The sequence below is a fragment of the Haemophilus parahaemolyticus genome, assembly GCF_002015035.1.
GTDB classification, from domain to species: Bacteria; Pseudomonadota; Gammaproteobacteria; order Enterobacterales; family Pasteurellaceae; genus Haemophilus_A; species Haemophilus_A parahaemolyticus.
Window position 1 is genome coordinate 304266 of record NZ_MUXY01000001.1, and the last position, 22044, is coordinate 326309.

Annotated in this window: 20 protein-coding genes and 1 tRNA gene; 15 read left to right on the top strand and 6 right to left on the bottom strand. The window is 40.7% G+C overall.

What is annotated here, in order from left to right; translation table 11 throughout:
- Positions 1-68 precede the first annotated feature (68 nt).
- From nlpI to apaH, 4 genes are all read left to right on the top strand, one after another.
- A complete protein-coding gene (nlpI, locus tag B0185_RS01360) occupies positions 69-1001 on the top strand; it encodes a lipoprotein NlpI (protein WP_005705616.1) in 933 nt (310 codons plus the stop codon).
- Between the two features lie 178 nt (positions 1002-1179).
- Positions 1180-2979: a DEAD/DEAH box helicase gene (locus tag B0185_RS01365; protein WP_005705743.1), complete on the top strand. Its 1800-nt coding sequence runs from the start codon at positions 1180-1182 to the stop codon at positions 2977-2979.
- Positions 2980-3057: 78 nt separating this feature from the next.
- Entirely contained in the window at positions 3058-3591 is a 534-nt protein-coding gene (tadA, locus tag B0185_RS01370) for a tRNA adenosine(34) deaminase TadA (RefSeq protein ID WP_005705828.1), read from the top strand.
- A 1-nt stretch (position 3592) separates the two neighbouring features.
- Entirely contained in the window at positions 3593-4408 is an 816-nt protein-coding gene (apaH, locus tag B0185_RS01375; protein WP_005705791.1) for a bis(5'-nucleosyl)-tetraphosphatase (symmetrical) ApaH, read from the top strand.
- A 309-nt stretch (positions 4409-4717) separates the two neighbouring features.
- Here apaH and B0185_RS01380 read toward each other — a convergent pair whose 3' ends face one another.
- Together B0185_RS01380 and B0185_RS01385 are read right to left on the bottom strand one after the other, a co-directional pair.
- Entirely contained in the window at positions 4718-4927 is a 210-nt protein-coding gene (locus B0185_RS01380) for a TOBE domain-containing protein (protein ID WP_005705596.1), read from the bottom strand.
- Positions 4928-4955: 28 nt separating this feature from the next.
- The gene (locus B0185_RS01385; protein WP_005705802.1) at positions 4956-5501 is read right to left on the bottom strand and encodes a single-stranded DNA-binding protein; all 546 of its coding nucleotides are present in this window, start codon (positions 5499-5501) and stop codon (positions 4956-4958) included.
- 148 nt (positions 5502-5649) lie between these two features.
- On the opposite strand from B0185_RS01385, the gene uvrA reads away from it, so the two are divergent.
- A complete protein-coding gene (gene uvrA, locus B0185_RS01390) occupies positions 5650-8478 on the top strand; it encodes an excinuclease ABC subunit UvrA (RefSeq protein WP_005705678.1) in 2829 nt (942 codons plus the stop codon).
- A 54-nt stretch (positions 8479-8532) separates the two neighbouring features.
- On the opposite strand, the gene B0185_RS01395 is transcribed toward uvrA, so the two are convergent.
- Positions 8533-9114 carry a thymidine kinase gene (locus B0185_RS01395; protein WP_005705612.1) on the bottom strand — a complete coding sequence of 194 codons (582 nt, stop codon included), beginning with the start codon at positions 9112-9114 and terminating at the stop codon, positions 8533-8535.
- A gap of 64 nt (positions 9115-9178) precedes the next feature.
- Positions 9179-9397 carry a cell division protein ZapB gene (zapB, locus tag B0185_RS01400; protein WP_005705723.1) on the bottom strand — a complete coding sequence of 73 codons (219 nt, stop codon included), beginning with the start codon at positions 9395-9397 and terminating at the stop codon, positions 9179-9181.
- Between the two features lie 193 nt (positions 9398-9590).
- Here zapB and glpX point away from each other — a divergent pair, with 193 nt between their 5' ends.
- The 3 genes from glpX (at position 9591) to B0185_RS01415 (ending at position 13809) form a co-directional block, all read left to right on the top strand.
- Positions 9591-10586 carry a class II fructose-bisphosphatase gene (gene glpX, locus B0185_RS01405; RefSeq protein ID WP_005705702.1) on the top strand — a complete coding sequence of 332 codons (996 nt, stop codon included), beginning with the start codon at positions 9591-9593 and terminating at the stop codon, positions 10584-10586.
- 192 nt (positions 10587-10778) lie between these two features.
- On the top strand, positions 10779-12764 hold the full coding sequence (locus B0185_RS01410; RefSeq protein ID WP_005705760.1) for an ABC transporter permease: 1986 nt from the start codon (positions 10779-10781) through the stop codon (positions 12762-12764).
- A 1-nt stretch (position 12765) separates the two neighbouring features.
- A complete protein-coding gene (locus B0185_RS01415; protein WP_005705795.1) occupies positions 12766-13809 on the top strand; it encodes an ATP-binding cassette domain-containing protein in 1044 nt (347 codons plus the stop codon).
- 49 nt (positions 13810-13858) lie between these two features.
- Here the strand turns inward: B0185_RS01415 and B0185_RS01420 are convergent, their stop codons facing one another.
- Together B0185_RS01420 and efp are read right to left on the bottom strand one after the other, a co-directional pair.
- Positions 13859-14908 (bottom strand): ABC transporter substrate-binding protein, encoded by a 1050-nt coding sequence (locus B0185_RS01420; RefSeq protein ID WP_005705849.1) that lies wholly within the window; start codon positions 14906-14908, stop codon positions 13859-13861.
- Between the two features lie 388 nt (positions 14909-15296).
- Positions 15297-15863, bottom strand: coding sequence for an elongation factor P (gene efp / locus B0185_RS01425; RefSeq protein WP_005705817.1), 567 nt, complete (start codon positions 15861-15863; stop codon positions 15297-15299).
- A 145-nt stretch (positions 15864-16008) separates the two neighbouring features.
- Here efp and B0185_RS01430 point away from each other — a divergent pair, with 145 nt between their 5' ends.
- The 7 genes from B0185_RS01430 to B0185_RS01460 all read left to right on the top strand — a co-directional run bounded on the left by B0185_RS01430 (position 16009) and on the right by B0185_RS01460 (position 21971).
- Positions 16009-16611: a hypothetical protein gene (locus B0185_RS01430; RefSeq protein WP_005705836.1), complete on the top strand. Its 603-nt coding sequence runs from the start codon at positions 16009-16011 to the stop codon at positions 16609-16611.
- A 59-nt stretch (positions 16612-16670) separates the two neighbouring features.
- Positions 16671-17678: an EF-P beta-lysylation protein EpmB gene (epmB, locus tag B0185_RS01435; protein ID WP_005705684.1), complete on the top strand. Its 1008-nt coding sequence runs from the start codon at positions 16671-16673 to the stop codon at positions 17676-17678.
- A gap of 17 nt (positions 17679-17695) precedes the next feature.
- A complete protein-coding gene (locus B0185_RS01440; protein ID WP_005705818.1) occupies positions 17696-19162 on the top strand; it encodes a replicative DNA helicase in 1467 nt (488 codons plus the stop codon).
- 1 nt (position 19163) lies between these two features.
- On the top strand, positions 19164-19472 hold the full coding sequence (locus tag B0185_RS01445; protein ID WP_005705719.1) for a YcgL domain-containing protein: 309 nt from the start codon (positions 19164-19166) through the stop codon (positions 19470-19472).
- Positions 19473-19503: 31 nt separating this feature from the next.
- Positions 19504-21438: a DNA topoisomerase III gene (locus B0185_RS01450; protein WP_005705826.1), complete on the top strand. Its 1935-nt coding sequence runs from the start codon at positions 19504-19506 to the stop codon at positions 21436-21438.
- Positions 21439-21543: 105 nt separating this feature from the next.
- A complete protein-coding gene (gene secG / locus B0185_RS01455) occupies positions 21544-21873 on the top strand; it encodes a preprotein translocase subunit SecG (protein WP_005705740.1) in 330 nt (109 codons plus the stop codon).
- 12 nt (positions 21874-21885) lie between these two features.
- Positions 21886-21971: transfer RNA gene (locus B0185_RS01460), tRNA-Leu, on the top strand.
- Positions 21972-22044: the final 73 nt, after the last annotated feature.

Consider the following 22044-nt stretch of genomic DNA (forward strand, 5'->3'; position numbering starts at 1 on the left):
TTGATCATTTTTAGCTATTTTCTAGGGCTTATTTTCTAGGGTAGTGACTTTAAGGCTGTTTATTACTTATGTTACAACAGACTAAAATTTTTCGTTTTTTTTCACTCGGTTTATTTATTATTTTATTTCTGGCAGGTTGTGCTAACCGTTCATCAGAAATGATTTCAACAGATAAATTGGCGTTAGCTGAGTTAAATCCGCAACTTCGTTTTGATCAAGAAGTGATGATTGTACGTTTAACCCAAGTGTTGCAAGAAGCAAAATTAACGGACGATGACCGTGCAGATCTCTATTTTGAGCGGGGTGTGATTTACGATAGCTTGGGATTGTGGTCGCTTGCACGTTATGATTTCAACCAAGCCATTTCGCTTAATCAGAAAATGACAGCTGCCTATAACTATATGGGTTTATATCTGTTGTTAGAAGATGATTACGATAGCTCGGTTGATGCCTTCAATGCGGTGTTAGATTTAGATCCTGATTATGCTTATACCTACCTCAACCGAGGTTTAGCATTTTATTACAGCGGCCGATATTCAGAAGCTCAGCGTGATTTATTGCATTTTTATAATGAAAATCCCGCTGACCCATACCGTGTTTTATGGCTTTATTTCAATGAGTTGGAGTTAACTCCACAAGAAGCAAAAAATAATTTAATTGCTCGTGCTAAAAAAATCTCTGATGAATTTTGGGGTAAAAATGTGGTGGATTATTTTTTAGGTAATATCTCATTGAAACAACTTCGGAAGAAAATGGAAACACAAGCTCAGCCAAATACGGCAGCTTATGCGGAAATGCTTACCGAAACTTACTTTTATTTAGCAAAACAAAAACTCAAATTGAATCAAAAAGATGAGGCAATCAGTCTCTTCCGTCTTGCTTTAGCAAATCAAGTGTTTAACTTTGTTGAGTATCGTTTTGCCTTGTTTGAACTCTCACAGCTTCGTAATAACGAAAGCATCAATAATGTTCAAACACCCACCGTTGTTGGGGATAATTAGGGACGCAAGCGGTCGAATTTGCAAAAAATTATGCAAATTTAACTGCTATACTCAAATGACAAGTTATAAAAAGCATTGGTTTGCTTTCTATTTATTTTTCTTGCCTAAAGCTCAACAATATTATTTTGACTCGTTTCTTCAAATTGATTGAAGGAACTTCCTTTTTATTTGGAATTTTATGACTGAAACAACAATGACTTTTGCCGATTTAGGCTTACCACAATCTATCCTTGATGCTGTAAACGATATGGGTTTTGTGACCCCATCGCCGATCCAACAAGAGTGTATTCCACATTTATTAAATGGTCGCGATGTACTAGGTATGGCACAAACAGGCAGTGGTAAAACGGCAGCGTTCTCTCTTCCTCTTCTTGCACAAATTGATCCTGAAGCTCGCCATCCACAAATGTTAGTGATGGCACCAACTCGCGAACTTGCGATTCAAGTAGCAGACGCGTGTGAGCAATTTACTAAAAATATGAAAGGTGTTCGTGTTGTGACCGTTTATGGTGGACAACGTTACGACATTCAACTTCGTGCGTTAAAACAAGGCTCACAAGTAGTGGTGGGCACACCAGGTCGTATTCTTGACCATATCAATCGCGGTACATTAAATCTTTCACAACTTAAATTCATCGTATTAGATGAAGCGGACGAAATGTTGCGTATGGGCTTTATTGATGATGTTGAAACGGTGATGGCAGAATTACCAGAACAGCACCAAACGGCACTATTCTCTGCGACAATGCCTGAGCCAATTCGCCGTATTACCAAACGCTTTATGAACGATCCGCAAGAAGTGAAAATCAAAGCGACTCAGCGTTCAGCACCAGACATTACTCAAAGCTATTGGATGGTAAACGGTTTCCGTAAAAATGATGCATTACTACGTTTCTTAGAAGTGGAGGAGTTTGATGCAGCGATTATTTTTACTCGCACCAAAACAGGCACTATCGATATTACGGAACTTTGCGAACGCAACGGCTATCGCACTGCAGCGTTAAACGGTGATATGACCCAACAAGCCCGTGAGCAGACTTTAGATAAACTAAAATCAGGTCGTTTAGATATTTTAGTGGCAACAGACGTAGCTGCACGTGGTATCGACATTGAACGCATCAGCCTTGTGGTAAACTACGATATTCCGCTTGATGCAGAATCTTACGTACACCGTATTGGTCGTACAGGTCGTGCAGGTCGTTCTGGTCGTGCATTGTTATTTGTTGAACCACGTGAGCGTCGTTTATTACGCAACATTGAGCATCTTATCAAGAAACCAATAGATGAAGTGGCGATTCCAAACCACGAAATTCTAATGGCAAAGCGCCGTGAGAAATTCAAAGCACGTATTGAATCACAATTAGAGCACCATGATTTAGAAAAATATCGTGCATTATTGGAAGATTTATTTACTGGAGATCAAGATCACGAAGAACTTGCTGCTGCAATGATGATGTTACTTCAAGAAAAACAAAAACTGATTCTTCCTCCAGATCCAGTGGTTAAACCAAGTCGCGAACGTGGTCGCCGTGACCGCAATGAACGTGGTGATCGCCGTGATGATCGCCGCAGTGGACGCGAACAACGCGAAGGCACAGGCGTAGCGATGGATTTATATCGTATCGAATTAGGTCGTGAAGATGGCGTAGAAGTGCGTCATATCGTGGGGGCAATTGCCAACGAAGGGGATATTAGTAGCCGTTTCATTGGCCACATTAAATTGCACGATACTTATTCAACCATCGAGCTTCCGCAAGGTATGCCAAACCACTTGGTGCAACACTTTGCCCAAAAAGCACGCGTGTTGAACAAGCAAATGCAGATGTCGCTGTTAGGTCCTGTTGATGGTGCAAACAGCCAACCGTTTGAAGGACGAGGCCGTGGTGAACGTAATGATCGACGTCGTGATCGTGGTTTTAACGACCGCAAAAAAGGCGGTTTTAAAGAGAAACGTTTTAACGATCGTGGTCGTCGTTAATTTATAGCCTTAGTCTATACACATTGAAACAGCCCCATTGGGGCTGTTTTTGTAACCAGATGACACAGATTTTTAACTATGTTCATTCAATCCACTCAAAATAGCTGTACGCTAGATTATTCCGAACAAGACAAATTTTGGTTAGAATATGCCTTGGACCTTGCTGATAAAGCCGAAGCCATAGGCGAAATTCCCGTTGGAGCGGTGTTAGTTGATAAAGAGGGCAATAAAATTGGCGAAGGCTGGAATCAATCTATTTTGCTTAATGATCCCACTGCTCACGCAGAAATGTTAGCGATTCGTGAAGCAGGGCAATCTTTACAAAATTACCGTCTGCTTGATTGTACACTTTATGTTACACTAGAACCATGCACGATGTGTGCAGGTGCGATTCTGCATAGCCGTATTGGGCGATTAGTGTTTGGGGCAAATGACTATAAAACAGGTGCTATTGGCTCCCGTTTTCATCTGTTTGAAGATTTCAAAATGAACCACTTGCTTGAAATTCGAGGCGGGTTACTTCGAGAAAGATGTAGCCAGAAAATGAGTACATTTTTTAAAAAAAGACGGTTAGAGCAGAAGCGAGCAAAAGAAACGAAGAAGGAAGAATAATATGGCAACTTATATCGTAGGCGACTTACATGGCTGTTTCAAAGAGTTTCAAATGCTGTTAGAAAAAGCCCAGTTTGATGAAAAACAAGATGAAATTTGGCTCACGGGTGATTTAGTTGCTCGTGGTGATGATTCGTTAGCTTGTTTACGTTTCGTAAAAAATTTAGGCGAAAAAGCACAAACTGTGCTAGGTAACCACGATTTGCATCTTCTTTCTACCTTGTTAGGCATAAAACGGGTTAAGCCTTCGGATAAAGTTGAACCGATTTTTAAGGCACCAGATCGTGATGAATTGCAAAATTGGCTCAGAAATCAACCGCTTATGGTGCAACACCCAAAGTATGGCTTTCTGCTTGTGCATGCAGGCATTAGCCCAGAATGGGACTTATCTACGGCAACTCAGTGTGCAAGAGAAGCGGAAGCTTTGTTAAAGAGCGAAAATTATGCTAATTACATCGCTCAAATGTACGAGAATCACCCTGATCATTGGGATAACAATTTACAGGGCATTGATCGCTGGCGTTATATTGTTAATGTATTTACTCGAATGCGTTTCTGCTACTTAGACAAGCGGTTAGATTTTACTTGCAAATTGCCAATTGAAGATGCTCCAGCCGAATTAAAAGCGTGGTTTGAATTGGATAATCCTTTATTTAAACAGCAAAATATTATCTTTGGGCATTGGGCAAGTCTAATGGGAAAATGTGCTCGTCCAAATATTTATGCGTTAGATACAGGCTGTGCGTGGGGCAATCATCTCACGATGGTGAGGTGGGAAGATAAGCAGGTTTTTACGCAAGTACGGTTAGGTTCTTAGCATTAGAGTATTTCATTGCATAGTAATACAAGCAGTTGCTGAGTTTGTTAAAGCTCAGTATCGTTTTCACAGATAAGTAATCACAAAAGATGATATGAAATGACTTTATTTATGTTTAAATCCATTGGTAATAAAATACCAGCATAACGATAAAAAGGTCATTATTTATAATGATGTTCAGGTATCAATTTTTAGGTGGTTTTGAGTAATAATTTTATCTACTATGCCAATTCAGTTGCTTATTTAAACAAAAAGAAAACCTCGCAAATCATTTAGACTGCGAGGTTTTTTGTAGTATTAAGCAAAGGGTTATTCTACGCCAACCATTACAGATGTTGCTTTAATGATAGCATAAGCTTCTTTACCTACTTCTAAGTCGAGTTCCTTTACCGCAGAGATAGAAATAGTTGAAGAAATCACATTACCACCACCAATATCAATATGTACGATGGCATTTACAGAACCTGTTTCAATTGAAACAACTTTACCTTTTAATTGGTTTCTTGCACTAATTTTCATGAAATATCCTTAATGTGTTGTTTATTGATTAAAACGGAATATCATCATCAAAATTATCCATTGGTGGTTCAGCTTGTACTGGTTTCGCCGCAGGTTTTGGTGATGTTTGTGAATAGTTGTTATTGTAACTATTACCTTGGTTGTAGTTATTTGATGCTGGTGCTTGGTTCCAGTTACCACTTTGGTTGTTAGATTGATTCCAGCCACCAGTGTTACCACCAAAATCACTACCTTGACTATTACGGCTGTCTAACATTTGTAGCACATCACCTTGGATTTCAGTTGTGTAGCGATCTTGACCATTTTGGTCTTGCCATTTACGGGTACGTAAACGACCTTCTACATACACTTTCGAACCTTTGCGAAGGTATTGACCTGCCACTTCTGCTTGGCGGCGATATAACACTATACGGTGCCATTCAGTCACTTCACGGCGTTCGCCTGTGTTTTTATCTGTCCAGCTTTCACTGGTTGCGACGCTAATGTTTGCCACTGCTTCACCATTTGGCATGGTGCGCATTTCAGGATCGTTGCCTAAATTGCCCACGATAATTACTTTATTTACTCCAGCCATAAAATCCTCTAAGCTTTTCATATTAGTAAAATTGAGTAGCATTTTAACCGCTTTAAAAGAAAAAAGCTAGAATAAACTGATATTTTGTACAGCGTTATTTTTAGTATATAATGTGGAAACATTCCCACCCATACTTTTAAGGGATCGTATGAAGCAAATCGACATTCGTGGGGCGAGAACCCATAACCTAAAAAATATCAACCTGATTTTACCGCGAGATAAATTTATCGTTATTACTGGCTTGTCTGGTTCGGGCAAGTCTTCTTTGGCATTTGATACGCTCTATGCTGAAGGGCAACGTCGCTATGTAGAGAGCCTTTCTGCCTATGCCCGCCAATTTCTCTCTTTGATGGAAAAGCCCGATGTGGATCATATTGAAGGGCTTTCGCCTGCGATTTCCATTGAGCAGAAATCGACTTCTCACAACCCTCGTTCAACAGTGGGTACGGTCACTGAAATTCACGATTATCTGCGTTTATTATTTGCTCGTGTGGGCGAACCGCGTTGCCCTGATCATGATATTCCGCTTACAGCTCAAACCATTTCACAAATGGTCGATCGTGTCTTGGAAGAGCCCGAAGGTAAACGCTTGATGTTGCTTGCACCAGTGGTGAAAGATCGCAAAGGCGAGCATGTAAAACTTTTAGAAAATTTGACCGCTAATGGTTACATTCGAGCCCGTATTGATGGCGAAATTTGCGATTTGTCTGATCCACCGAAGTTAGAATTACAGAAAAAGCACACTATTGAAGTGGTGGTAGATCGTTTTAAAGTGCGTGAAGATATTAAAACGCGTTTGGCGGAATCATTTGAAACGGCATTAGATTTATCTGGCTCAACCGCAGTGATTGCGGATATGGACGATCCTAATGCGGAAGAATTAATTTTCTCTTCTTCCTTTGCTTGTCCGCATTGTGGTTATTCGTTGCACGAGCTAGAGCCTCGCTTGTTCTCATTCAACAACCCTGCGGGTGCATGTCCAACTTGTGATGGCTTGGGCGTAGAGCAGTTTTTTGACTCCAATAAAGTGGTGCAAAATCCTGATGTATCGCTTGCAAGCGGTGCAATTAAGGGCTGGGATCGCAGAAGTTTCTACTATTTTGGTTTATTGAAATCGGTATCGGATCATTACGGTTTTGATATAGAAGCTCCGTTTAGCCAGTTAAGCAAGAAATTCCAAAACATCATTTTGAATGGCTCGAAAGAGGAAATTGAGTTTGTTTATGTGAACGATCGAGGCGATAAGATTAAACGCAAGCACGCATTTGAGGGTGTGTTAAACAATATGGCTCGCCGTTATAAAGAGACCGAATCGAATGCGGTACGGGAAGAGTTGGCGAAATATATCAACAATCGCCCGTGTTTAGACTGTAGTGGTTCACGCTTACGCCGCGAGGCTCGCTACGTTTTCTTAGATAAAACTAATTTGCCAATGGTGGCAGAGAAATCAATTGGTGAAGCATTGGAATTTTTTGAAGCACTTGAGCTTTCAGGTCAGCGAGCCAAAATTGCGGAGAAAATTCTGAAAGAAATTCGTGAGCGTTTATCCTTCCTTGTCAATGTAGGCTTGAATTATCTCTCCCTTTCTCGTTCAGCAGAAACGCTTTCGGGTGGTGAGGCACAGCGTATCCGTTTAGCAAGCCAAATTGGTGCAGGCTTAGTGGGCGTGATGTATGTGTTGGATGAACCTTCCATCGGTTTGCATCAACGCGACAACGAACGTTTGTTAAACACATTGATTCATCTGCGTAATTTAGGCAATACGGTGATTGTGGTTGAACATGATGAGGATGCAATTCGTGCTGCTGATCATATCGTGGATATTGGGCCGGGTGCAGGCGTACACGGCGGTAATGTGATCGCACAGGGAACAGCAGAAGAAATTATGCAGGTGGAAGAGTCGCTTACGGGGCAATTCTTATCAGGCAAACAGAAAATTGAAATTCCCGCAAAACGTATGCCTTATGATGAAAGTAAGGTACTGACTTTAAAAGGGGCGAGAGGTAATAACCTTAAAGGAGTGCAGTTGGATGTGCCTGTAGGCTTGTTTACTTGTATTACAGGCGTTTCAGGTTCAGGCAAATCAACCTTGATTAACGACACCTTATTCCCGTTAGCTCAAAATGCGTTAAACCGAGCGGAACGTACTGATGTTGCACCTTACGACAGCATTGAAGGATTGGCACATTTCGATAAAGTCATCGATATCGACCAAAGTCCGATTGGGCGAACTCCGCGTTCAAACCCTGCGACTTACACGGGCTTATTCACCCCAATTCGCGAGCTTTTTGCGGGCACGCAAGAGGCACGTGCACGTGGTTATAACGTAGGGCGTTTTAGCTTTAACGTGCGTGGCGGGCGCTGTGAGGCGTGCCAAGGCGATGGCGTGATCAAAGTGGAAATGCACTTTTTGCCTGATGTATATGTGCCTTGCGACCATTGTAAAGGGAAGCGCTATAACCGTGAAACGCTAGAAATTCGTTATAAAGGCAAAACGATCCATCAAGTGTTGGATATGACGGTAGAAGAAGCCCGTGAGTTCTTTGATGCAATTCCAGCCATTGCACGTAAATTGCAAACCTTAATGGATGTGGGGCTCTCTTATATCCGCTTAGGGCAATCTTCAACCACGCTTTCGGGCGGTGAAGCTCAGCGTGTGAAATTAGCAACTGAGCTTTCCAAACGCGATACAGGCAAAACGCTTTATATTTTAGATGAACCCACAACAGGCTTGCATTTTGCCGATATTAAACAGCTTCTTTCTGTTCTACATAAACTGCGTGATCAAGGTAATACCATTGTGGTGATTGAGCATAATTTAGATGTGATCAAAACTGCAGACTGGATTGTAGATTTAGGCCCTGAAGGGGGGGCTGGTGGTGGGCAAATTATTGTTACAGGCACGCCAGAGCAAGTAGCTAAAGATAAAAAATCTCATACAGCAAGATTTTTAAAAGAGATTTTAGCGAAGGGATAAAATAAAATAGGCATAGAGAACAAATTATTTCTTGTTTTCTATGCTTTTTTTAGGTTACAGCAAACCTAGTCTTTCTTTATAATGCTTACGGCAAACAGAAAGATAAGTATCGTTGCCACCAATTTGGATTTGAACGCCATCTTTTACCGCTTCACCTTTCTCATTCATTCTAATCACAAAGTGAGCTTTTCGACCGCAATCGCAGATGGTTTTTAGTTCTTCTAATTCGTCTGCCCAAGCAAGTAAGTAATGGCTGCCTTCAAAAAGTTCGGCTTGAAAATCTGTACGTAAACCATAACAAAGCACGGGAATATTTAGTTTATCTACTACATCGGTAAGTTGATAAACTTGGGCTTTAGTGAGAAACTGAGCTTCATCAACCAAAATACAATGTAAGGATTTTGATTGATGAGCTTGCTTGATTTCATCAAAAAGTTGTGTATTTTGATTAAATAAATTAGCATCTTGAGAAATACCGATACGAGAAGTTACTTTACCAACTCCATAACGGTCGTCAATGGCAGCGGTGTATATAAGTGTATTCATTCCGCGTTCTTGATAGTTATAAGATGATTGAAGTAGCGTGGTGGATTTTCCCGCATTCATTGAAGAGTAGTAGAAATAAAGTTTTGCCATAAGAATTGGAAATGTAGCACGAAAAAGAAACGGCTAATTGAATATTAGCCGTTGGGATTGAAGATTAAACGTTTTCGATTTGACCTAAAAGTGAACGTAAACGATCTTGGAAATTTTGCTGTTCAGCTTTTAATTGTTCGTGTTCTTGGCGTAACGTTTCATTTTCTTTCTTCGCTGTTTCATTTTTCTCTTTTAATTCTTCAATTTCTAATTGAAGTAATTGGATAGTTTCAACAGCTTGTTTAATTTTTGCTTCTAATTCATCAAGAATTGTTAATGACATAAGATTTACCTCTGAAATTAAATGGATAATTTTGAAATAGTATACATCATTAAGATATTGATTTCATTGAAAAGTTCGCGACTTTTTGGAAATTTGTTTGTTTGAGTCAAATTTCCTAAATTTTTATAACGAAATCGTTTGCGAATTGGTAGAATAGCGGTTGATTTTGGTGTTTAACTTGAGGAAAATTAATATGAAACGTTCAATTGCTTTTGAATTCTCTCGTGTGACTGAAGCAGCCGCCCTGGCTGCATTTAACTGGATTGGGCGGGGTAATAAAAATGCGGCGGACGATGCGGCAGTAAAAGCAATGCGTGCACTGCTTAATAAAATGGAAATTCGCGGTGAGATTGTCATTGGTGAAGGCGAAATTGATGAGGCACCGATGCTCTATATTGGTGAAAAAGTAGGGCGTTCTGAACCACAAGATGAAGAGGTCGCTATTGCAGTCGATCCAATTGATGGTACTCGAATGACGGCAATGGGGCAGGCGGGGGCGATTGCGGTTCTTGCTGTAGGCGGAAAAAACACTTTCTTACGTGCACCTGATATGTATATGGAAAAATTAGTGGTAGACAGCGAAGCGAAGGGAATGATTGACCTAAATCTACCGCTTGAACAAAATATTCGCCGTGTAGCGTCGAAAAAAGGCAAATTGCTTTCACAAATGACGGTAGCGATTCTTTCTAAACCTCGCCACGATGAAATTATCAAAAAAGTGCAAGAGTTGGGCGTGCGTGTGATTGCTATTCCTGATGGAGATGTGGCTGCATCAGTGCAATGTTGTTTACCAGATAGCGAAATCGACCTTGTTTACGGCATTGGAGGTGCACCAGAAGGTGTAGTAACAGGAGCGGCAGTTCAAGCATTGGGGGGAGAGATTCAAGGCAGACTGATTCCTCGCAATCAAGTAAAAGGCAATACGCCAGAAAATATGCTTGCAGCGGAAAAAGAGATTGCACGTTGTGCGGAAATGCAAGTGCTTGTTAATCAAGTGCTGAAAATAGAAGAGATCGTGAAAGATGATAATGTGCTTTTTGCCGCTACGGGCATTACTACAGGTGATTTGCTTAAAGGTGTTCATCGCAAAGGCAGTATGCTATTTACTGAAACGCTGTTAATCCGTGGTCGTTCTCACACTATCCGACGAGTAGAATCGTTACATGATGTTTCACGTATGGACGATTAATTTATTTTGGAGGTTATTTTTAAATATTCTTGTTAGGGATTAAGAAATTTAAGGTTTAATATAGTTTAAGTAGATTTAGAGTATAATACTCATCTAACTAACTTACTCAATCGGTTAAATTTCTGTTAGAATTCGCAAAATTTTAAAGAAATTTAACCGCTTTCTCTTTGTGCAAATATAACGTTAATACCGATGTTTTCTACCCAATCCCGATTTTGGTTGATTTTACCCTTGCTTGCCTTTCTCATGTTTCCATCACAGGCGTTGCACTATGGGCTTTTTGATTCCACCTCAAAAGAAATTTTGGCTGCAGTAGGCTGGCGTAGCGTCAATATCACGTGGCTCTGGTTTTTGCCTCTATTGTCAATTTTATTTTTTAAAGTTCCAAAAGCAAAAATCGGCTTTTTAGTCGCCTTTTTAGGGATGATTTTTCTCTCAGCCAAACTCACTGCAACCAGTTTTGGATATGCAACACTTTTTTTATTTCTCTCCATTTTTATTTTGTTAACTGAAAACATCGCAAAGCTTGGCATTTTACGGGGCGATCGTTTTATTATCGGTGCGTTACTTGCTAGCTTGATTGTACTTTGTGCCTTCGTTCTCTTCCCGATGTTTTCGATTTTTAGTGCAATTATCTATATAGACGATACATTTTCGCTAGATGAAGCACTTAGAACCTTTCAACAACCGCATTTGTTCAAGGTGATTTGGCAATCTATTAGCGTTTCGGCAAGCGTTGGTTTACTTTCCACCTTCTTTGGGCTTTGCTTTGCTCTTTACACAACTCGCATTGCGAAAAAAATGAAATTTATCAGTAAGTTATTCTCAATCTTGCCGATTGTGACCCCGCCTTTTGTTGTTGGGCTTGGTGTGGTGCTATTGATGGGGAGAAATGGCACGATCACCCATTTTTTAGTTGAACATTTCAGTATCAGTAAAAACTGGCTTTATGGCTTTAACGGCATTTTACTGTCGCACACACTTGCTCTTACACCAATGGCGTTTATGATTATTGAAGGCGCGTTGCGATTTATTCCTGCCAATTTGGAAGAGGCAAGTTATAGCCTCAAAAGCTCAGCAAGCCAAACTTTCCGCTATATTTTGTTTCCGCTGTTGAAACCTGCTTTGGCGAATGCCTTTTTGATTACTTTCATCCAATCACTTTCCGATTTCAGCACGCCATTTGTTTTAGGCGGAAATTATGATGTATTAGCAAGCCAAATCTACTTCTATATCGTGGGCTCACAACCTAATTACACCACCGCAAGCACGATGGGCGTGATTTTGCTTGCCTTTTCATTAGCGAGTTTTTTCATTCAATATCAATGGCTTGGTAAACGCTCTTATACAACCTTAGCGGGCAAAGGCAATCAGGTCAGCCGTGTACCGCTCTCAAGCGGTCTAAAATGGTTGATTTCTTGCATTTTGCTCGTTTGGATTACCTTTAATGCGATTTTGTACGGTTCGATTTTCTTCGGCAGTTTTGTAGTCAATTGGGGCGTGAATCACAGCTTTACACTCGAACATTATCTCCGTTTATTTGGGCAAGGCTTGGATTTTGGGGGTTTTCCATCGCTGATTCATACGCTGATTTTTGCACTTTGTGCTGCGCCTATTACGGCACTGCTTGGCGTGCTGATTGCTTATTTAACTATACGCGTACAGTTCAAAGGCAAATCCTTTTTTGAATTTATCGCTTTGCTTTGCTTTGCGATTCCAGGCACGGTAGCAGGCGTTTCTTATGTAATGGCATTCAATGATGCACCGATTTACCTCACGGGATCAGCAGTGATTATCGTGCTCTCCATGGTGACGCGAAATATGCCAATTGGGATGCGTTCCGCCATAGCAGGGCTAGCACAAATTGATGTAAATCTGGAACAGGCATCACAATCGCTTAAAGTCAGCTCGTTTAAAACGTTTCTGTTTATTATTTTGCCACTGCTTCGCCCAGCGTTGCTTTCAGCATTGGTGACGAGTTTTGTTCGTTCCATGACTACAATGAGTGCGATCATCTTCTTGGTTACGCCGAATACACAAGTGGCGACTGCCTATATTTTAAACCGTGTAGAAGATGGCGATTATGGAATGGCGGTTGCATATGGCTCGACACTTATAGTAGTAATGATGCTCGTAATTTTGGGCTTTAATAAATTAATAGATCGTAAAGGTTTGTGAAATGCAAGGTTATTTGAGATTAGAAAATATCCATAAATCGTTCGGCAATACCGACGTTATCAAAGGCTTTAATTTACATTTAAAACAAGGCTCAATGACGACCTTGCTTGGTCCATCAGGTTGTGGCAAAACCACCATTCTTCGCCTAATCGCAGGCTTAGATCTGCCGACAAGCGGTCAAATTTTCTTGGAAAATCGCGAAATTACTCAAGCTGCACCACAAGATCGCGATATCGGTATAGTGTTCCAATCTTACGCCTTATTTCCTCATTTAACCGTCGCGGAAAACGTGGGTTATAGCCTGAAAATGCAGGGTTTTGGAAAAGAAGAAAGGGAGGTGAGAGTCGCAGAAGCACTCGCCTTAGTGGAATTATCAGGCTTGGAAGCACGAATGATCGACCAACTTTCAGGCGGTCAACAGCAACGTGTGGCATTAGCACGCTCATTGATTTTAAAACCGAAAGTGCTACTCTTTGATGAACCTTTGAGTAATCTCGATGCTAATCTTCGCCGAGTGATGCGGGAAAATATTCGCCATCTTCAGCAAAAACTTAACATCACCGCCCTTTATGTCACACACGATCAAGCGGAAGCCTTTGCGGTTTCGGATGAGGTGATTGTGATGAATAAAGGCGAAATCGTGCAACAAGGCTCGCCACAAGTGCTTTATCGCCAACCTCAAAATGCGTTTATGGCAAAATTTATGGGTGAAGTGAATTTATTGCCCGCTGAAAAACAGGGAAATCAGCTTAAAATCGGCGAACATCTTTTAGTTGTTGATGAAGATCAATTTCCGCAAGCGGATGGACTATACATACTTGGTATCCGCCCAGAAGCGGTGAAATTATCGCAAGATCTTACAAATGCCGAACATATCGGTGAAGTACACAATGCAGTTTACATGGGAGGCTATTGGGAGTTGCAAATTCTCTGGCAAAATCAACCGCTTATCGTTTATGCAGATATTGCAGAGTATGATGCAAATATTAAACAATATGGCTTGATTTTTCAGAGGGAAGGGATGTTTTTAGTAAGAGAGTCTTAGGAATACAAAGCATTAGAAATATCTAATGCCTTGTATTTGGTCTCTGTGATTATTTTACGAGTTTATCGCCTAATTTTACATCTTCTATCCATTTGTTGATTAGATATTTTCCTTCTTCGCTTGAGCCAAATTTATCGAAATCGTATTCCACAAAATCTAATTGCTTCACATTTGGCATCAATGGTGAAACCTCAGCACCTATAACGGATGGTAATTGGTAAAGATGATGCTTGCGCCAAGGCAATTCTTGGATCTCTTTGGTAAGTACAAAGTCTGTAAAGAGTTTAGCATTATCTAGATTGCGTGCATTTTTCACGATACTTGTTCCGCCTAATGCGTAGCCCACTTTACCTTCTGGAATTACATATTCAATTGGATTGCCTTTTTCTTTTTCAGTAATGTAGGCGTGTGTAAAACCAATGCTTTCTGCTACTTCGCCACGCACAAGATTAGATGTTACTAGGTTGCTTTTCGGATATTGTGAAATGTTGGCATTTAATTTTTTGAGATAATCAAAGGTTTTTTCTTCCCCCCAAAGTGAGATAAGGGTAGCCATAATCGTATAGGTTGTGCCAGATGAGCGAGGATCTGGGATTTGCACTTCGCCAGCGAGTTTAGGATTGAGTAAATCTTCCCATTTTTTCGGCATTTCTAACCCTAATGCTTTCAGTTTTTCGCTATTTATCCCTAAGCCAAGTACTAGCATATAGGTTGCCGAAGTATAGTTTCCTTTGTCCGATGCCATCAATTTTTGGAATTGTGGCAAAATGTTTGCTTGATTTTTCGGGCGATATGCTTCTAATAAGCCTAATTCAGCCGCTTGGAAATGGGGTTCAATTGTGCCGCCATACCAAACATCGGCTTGCGGATTCGATTTTTCTGCTTTTAATTTGCCTAAAATTGTACCAGTACTCATTTGCGTAAATGAGGTTTGTACATCATATTTTTCTGAGAAACGTTTTGCTACATCTTCACACAATGCATTTTGCACTGTGCAATAAATGGTTAAGCGTCCTTCTGCTTGTGCATTATGAGAAGCAAGTAATGCTGTTGTGGCTAGACCTAGTGAGTAGGCGAGTTTTTTTAGTTTTTGTTGCATTTTTATCTCCTTGATGTTGTGTTAAAAAGCAATTTGGACTTTATCATAGTATAGGGATAGGTTGTCAATATTCTTCCCAATATAAATATTACTTGTTTGACCACTTTTTCTTTGAATCCTATTTTTACAAAGAAGATAGAAGTCTTTATAATGACAACCCTATTTTAACGTTAAAGGGTAACACTATGAAAAAAACATCTTTTTATTGATGAGCATTTTCTCTATTGCTGCTTGTTCTCAATCAAAAAATATTTATTTAAATGGTGCTGAAGGCTCACATTCTGGTCTTCGTTATAGTACCACTGATAAATCTTTTTCTTTGAATCCATAAAAATGATATAAAAAAAGGCTAGATTTTATCATCTAGCCGTTTTCATCTTATATGAGATTATTTTACACGTGAAACATATTCGCCTGAACGAGTGTCAACGCGGATTACTTCACCGATTTGAACGAATAATGGAACACGAACAACAGCACCAGTGCTTAATGTTGCTGGTTTACCGCCGGTACCTGCTGTATCCCCTTTTAAGCCTGGATCTGTGTCAGTTACTTCTAATTCTACGAAGTTTGGTGGCGTCACAGAGATTGCAGAGCCATTCCATAAAGTGATGATACATTCTGCTTGGTCTACTAACCATTTGTCGTTGTCGCCTAATGCTTTTGCATCAACAGAAATTTGTTCGAATGTTTCTGGGTGCATAAAGTACCAGAAATCTTCGTCTTTGTATGAGTAGGTGTAGTTATAATCAACAACGTCAGCCGCTTCAACGGTTGAGCCAGATTTGAAGTTGATTTCTAAAACTTTGCCAGAGATCAATTTACGAATTTTAGTACGAGTAAATGCTTGACCTTTACCTGGTTTTACGAATTCATTTTCAACGATTACGCAAGGTTCGCCATCCTGGATAAATTTTAAACCTGGTTTGAAATCAGTAGTGCTATAGTTAGCCATGGTTTCCTCAATGTTTACAAAAATTAACAAAATTAAGTCGCCCACTATTGGGTTTCTCAAAAAGACCCATATAATACCGCAAATATTCAAAGATCTCTAAATTTTTTTACGGTATAATTCGAAACTCTTTCAAAAAGGATGGAAAATGAAAAAACTTATCACTCTTTCAACGATTTTAGCATTATCTGTGGCATCTGTTGTGGAAGCAAAAGGGATGCGTTCTTCTCGTTCTGTTTCTGGCCGCACCATTAGTGCACCCGCTCAGCCAATGAAAATGAATTCACAACAAAAAACAAATACGCAGCAACAAACACAACACGATGCAACTTTTGATAACACGCGTTCTGCTCAAAGTGCTCAGCCGCAGGCTCAAGCACAGCAAGCTGGTGGTAGCCGTTTAGCGAGTTTTGCAACAGGGGCAGCAGCAGGTTATGTGTTAAGTGAAATGCTCACACCATCAGCGGCACAAGCGAATCAAACTACTCAACAAGCTGCTCAACCAACTGCGAGTGCTGCACAAGCGGTAGAAAAAACAGCGGAAGTTGCAAATGTGCAAGTAGCCCAATTTAAGAGCATTGGCGGTCAAATCGATCCATTCTTAATCGAAAAAACAGATGGTTATCGTCGTTACTGCATTGAAGGTGTGCAATATTTAATCCCTGCATTGGCAGGACAAACCGTACAGGCGTCCCCCGTCGTGATGGTCAAATCAAATGGCAGCCCACTTGAATGCCGTTTAGTGCCATAAAATCAAAAAACTCCGATATTAGGGCGTGTTAAGCACGCCCGTTTTACTTATTTATTGCTATGCAATCAATTTCAATTCATACCGTTCAAACCAAACCGCAATGGCTAACAGATTTAGCCGAGGCTTTTAATGAGCCTGTTAAATTGCTGACTTTTCTTGAGCTTAATCCTGCTGATTTTGAACAGGCGATTTTAGCACGTAAACTGTTTCCACTGCGTGTGCCAAAAAGTTTTGCCGAACGAATGGAGAAAGGCAACCCGCAAGATCCACTGTTTTTGCAAGTAATGTCGGCTGAACAAGAGTTTCTGCAAGTGGCAGAATTTACCCGAGATCCGCTTGAAGAGCAGCATAGCCCCGCCCCGAATATTTTGCATAAATATCATAATCGCTTGTTATTTATGCTAAAAAATAGCTGTGCAGTGAATTGCCGCTACTGCTTCCGCCGTCATTTTCCTTACCACGAAGTCAAAAGTAGTAAGCAAGTTTGGCATGAGAGTTTGGCGTATATTGAACAGCATACTGAACTGGAAGAGATTATTTTGTCGGGCGGTGATCCGCTGATGGCAAAAGATGAAGAACTTGATTGGTTGCTGACTCGATTAGAGGCAATTCCGCATATTAAAACCTTGCGTATTCACAGCCGTTTTCATGTGGTTATTCCAAACCGAATCACTGACACATTTTGCCAACGATTACAAGCATCTCGCTTAAATATTGTACTGGTTTCACACATCAACCACGCTAATGAGATTGATGATATTTTGGCTGAAAAACTGGCAGATTTAAAACGAGTTGATGTTACTTTGCTGAATCAATCGGTGTTACTTAAAGGCATCAATGATAACGCACAAATTTTAAAAGCCTTGAGCGACAAACTTTTTTCTGTTGGTGTTTTACCTTATTATTTGCATCTATTAGATAAGGTTGAGGGGGCAAGTCATTTCTGGTTGCCAGATGAGCAAGCCTTTGAAATTTATCAAGCATTGCAAAAAATCAGTTCAGGTTATTTAGTGCCGAAATTGGTGCGAGAAATAGCGAGAGAACCCAATAAAACCTTGATGGGATAATTAAAAAGCAGGAAATTATGGCTGATTACAATCCACGATCAAACGAAAAAAAACAAGATAAACAAGTTGAACAGATCAATATTGCTCCCCATTCAATTGAGGCGGAACAAGCTGTATTGGGCGGGATTATGCTCAGCAACGATCAATGGGATAATGTGGTTGAGCGTATTCAAGCAAACGATTTTTACACCCATGCCCATCGTGTTATTTTTGAGCAAATGGAATCCTTGGTGCGAGCCAATAGCCCGATTGATATCATTACCTTAGAGCAAGCTCTGAAAGATAAGGGTATAGCTCAAGATGTGGGTGGATTTGCTTATTTAGCCGAACTCTCAAAAAATACGCCAAGTGCGGCGAACATACTGGCATATGCGGATATCGTTCGCGATCGTTCTGATTTACGTAGTGTAATTAGTGCAAGTAATCAAATAGCAGAAATGGCATATCATACCAAAGGTCGAGATTCAAAAGAGGTGCTGGATGAAGCCGAACGCATCGTTTTTGAAATTGCTGAAAAACGCAATAGTGCCAATGAGGGGCCGCAAAATATTGATGATGTGTTGATGACGACACTTTCAAAAATTGAATTGCTCTCGAAAAATCGCCACAACGGTGGTTTAACAGGTGTGACCACAGGCTTTATCGATCTCAACAAAAAAACTGCAGGTCTTCAGCCATCAGACTTAATTATTATCGCTGCCCGCCCATCAATGGGTAAAACCACCTTTGCGATGAATTTGTGTGAAAATGTGGCGTTATCAGATGTTGAGGATCTTAACGATTTAGATGAGTATGGAAATCCGAAGAAAAAGCCTGCTAAACCAGTGCTGATTTTCAGTCTTGAGATGCCTCGCGATCAAATTATGATGCGTATGCTTGCCTCGCTTTCTCGTGTAGATCAGACTAAAATTCGTACAGGCCAGCTGCACGATGATGAAGATTGGGCGAAACTATCGACGACGATTTCAATTTTGCAAGATCGCAAAAATATCTTTATTGATGACAGTTCAGGCTTAACCCCAACTGAAGTTCGCTCTCGTGCAAGACGTGTCTATAAAGAGAATGGCGGCTTGAGCTTGATTATGGTGGACTACTTGCAGTTAATGCGTGCACCAGCGTTCTCTGATAACCGAACCCTTGAAATTGCAGAGATTTCTCGTTCCCTCAAAGCATTAGCAAAAGAGTTGCAAGTGCCTGTGGTCGCACTTTCTCAGCTTAACCGTAGTTTGGAACAACGAGCTGATAAACGTCCTGTGAATTCGGATTTACGTGAATCAGGCTCGATTGAACAAGATGCAGACTTAATTATGTTTATTTACCGTGATGAGGTGTATAACGACAATTCTGAGCATAAAGGTATTGCTGAAATTATCATTGGTAAACAGCGTAATGGGCCGATTGGTAAAGTGCGTTTAACCTTCCAAGGGCAATTCTCCCGCTTTGATAATTATACGGGCGGTGCCGATTGGAATGGAGAAGATTAAGATGATCGAGGATAAAATGAGCAAAGCGAATTTATGTGCGATTTATCGTAGCCCTCGTAAAGACGGAATGTTCCTCTATGTTGCAAAACGAGACCAATTTGATGCAGTGCCTGAAGCCTTAATGCAACAATTCGGTAAGCCGCAATTTGTCATGTTGTTTAATCTTGTTGGCGAAAAGCCGCTCAAGCGGGTGAAAAACAATGATGTTTTACAAGCCATTGAGCAACAAGGTTTTTATTTACAAATGCCACCACCGCCAGAGAATTTATTGAAGGCGTTTTTGGCGGAAAGAACCCAGACTTATCGCTAATACACGAATATAAAAACACGGAAAAACAGTTTTGAGATTATTTCTTGCAGAAAAACCCAGTCTTGCCCGAGCCATTGCTGATGTGTTGCCTAAACCGCATCAACGAGGTGATGGTTATATTCAATGTGGTGACAATGATGTCGTAACTTGGTGTATCGGTCATTTATTGGAGCAGGCTGAACCTGATGCGTATGATGAACGGTTCAAAATGTGGCGGATGGAGCATCTGCCTATTGTGCCTACGCAATGGAAACTCGTGCCGAAAAAAGAAACTTTAAAGCAACTGCAAGCGGTCGAAAAATTAGTTAAAAAAGCAGATATTCTTGTGAACGCGGGAGACCCAGATCGCGAAGGGCAGCTGTTGGTAGATGAAGTGTTTAGCTATCTTAATGTTCCGCTAGAAAAGCGTAGTCAGATCCAACGCTGTTTGGTTAGTGATCTCAACCCGAATGCGGTAAAAAAAGCAATTGAAAAATTGCAAAATAACCGTGATTTTATACCGCTTGCCACTTCGGCGCTTGCCCGTGCGCGAGCAGATTGGCTTTATGGGATCAATATGACCCGCGCCTACACACTGCAAGGTAGAGAGGCGGGCTATAAAGGAGTGCTCTCTGTTGGGCGAGTACAAACGCCAGTTTTGGGGCTGATTGTGCGACGCGATCTTGAGATCGAAAATTTTGAGCCAAAAGATTATTTCGAGGTGATGGCGAGTGTTTGTGTGCCTGAAACAAATGAGACTTTCCAAGCCCAATGGCAGCCAAGCAAAGCCTGTGAAGATTATCAAGACGAAGATGGACGAGTGCTTTCCCGCAGTTTAGCGGAAAATGTGGTTAAACGTATTACCGACCAGCCTGCGACCGTCACCGATTATCAAGATAAAATCGAAACGGAAACCGCTCCGCTGCCTTATTCGCTTTCGGTGCTACAAATTGATGCCGCTCGCCGCTTTGGATTATCGGCTCAAGCGGTATTAGATATTTGTCAAAAACTGTATGAAACACATAAGTTGATTACCTATCCTCGTTCGGACAACCGATATTTACCGAATGAGCATTATAACGATCGTTTTAAAGTGATGGAAGCCATTGCCCATCATCTGCCTGAATATGCGGAGAAACCCGAAGCTGTTGAACCCAATATTCGCAATCGTTGTTGGAATGATAAAAAGGTTGAGGCTCACCATGCAATTATTCCGACTGCTCGACAAGGCAATGTGCAACTGACCGAAAATGAAAAACGGATTTATCAACTAATTGCACGCCAATATTTGATGCAATTTTGCCCGGATGCTGAATATCGCAAAGGGCAGATTCAGCTTGAAATTGCAGGTGGAAAATTCAGTGCTTCATCACGAAGTCTATTAACTGCAGGCTGGAAAAGTTTGCTTGGCAGAGAAGATAGCGATGAAGTAATGTTGCCACTTCTGCCTGTGGTGAAAAAAGGGCAAGTTTTGCATTGTGATAGCGGTGAGATTGTGAGTAAAAAAACGCAACCACCTCGCTATTTTACAGATGCGACTTTGCTTTCTGCAATGACGGGAATCGCCCGTTTTGTACAAGATAAGCGGCTTAAAAAAGTGCTGCGTGAAACGGATGGCTTGGGCACTGAAGCAACACGTGCCAGCATTATCGAATTGCTGTTTAAACGCGGTTTTCTGATTAAACGCGGGAGAAATATTCATAGCACGGAAGCTGGGCGGATTTTGATATCCGCCTTGCCTGAAACGGCAACACTTCCTGATATGACCGCATATTGGGAAATGCAATTGACAGATATCAGTAAAAAACAAGCAAGCTACCAGCAATTTATACATGAATTAGTTACGCAATTGCCAACATTACTGTATACGGAACGAGATAAATTGCAAAATTTAGGTAAAATTCCACAACCTGTGCGTTATCAATATGCTAAAACTAACAACAAGCGGTCGAATTTTAATAAAAAAATGCAAAGTGTTGAAAAATAGAACAAATGGCAATTCAATGTGAAATTTCTTATTGCAAAGCATTCGAATAATTAGTAATATTTACGCCATCGCAATTCATTAGCGTCAGAATTTAGAGAAGTATCAATGTTAAATATTCTTACAGTTATTTATATTGTTGTTGCGATTGCATTAGTTGGTTTTATCTTAATGCAACAAGGTAAGGGGGCAGACGCAGGGGCATCATTTGGTGCTGGTGCAGCAGGAACAGTATTTGGTTCAGCTGGTTCTGCAAATTTCTTATCAAGAACAACAGCAGTATTGGCAATAGTTTTCTTTGCTATTAGCTTGATTATTGGAAATATCAATACACATCAAACTAAACCAACAAGTCAATTTGATGACTTAAGTGATGTAAAACAAAACATTACACAGCCAGTGGAAGTCAAAACACAAAATAACGATATTCCGCAATAAAATACAAATTTTGCTCTGGTGGTGGAATTGGTAGACACGCTATCTTGAGGGGGTAGTGTCCATAGGATGTGCGAGTTCGAGTCTCGCCCAGAGCACCAACTATAAAAAGCCTAGCCATAAAACTAGGCTTTTTTATTATCTAAAATCCTTTCTAAATCAATCACTTATCTT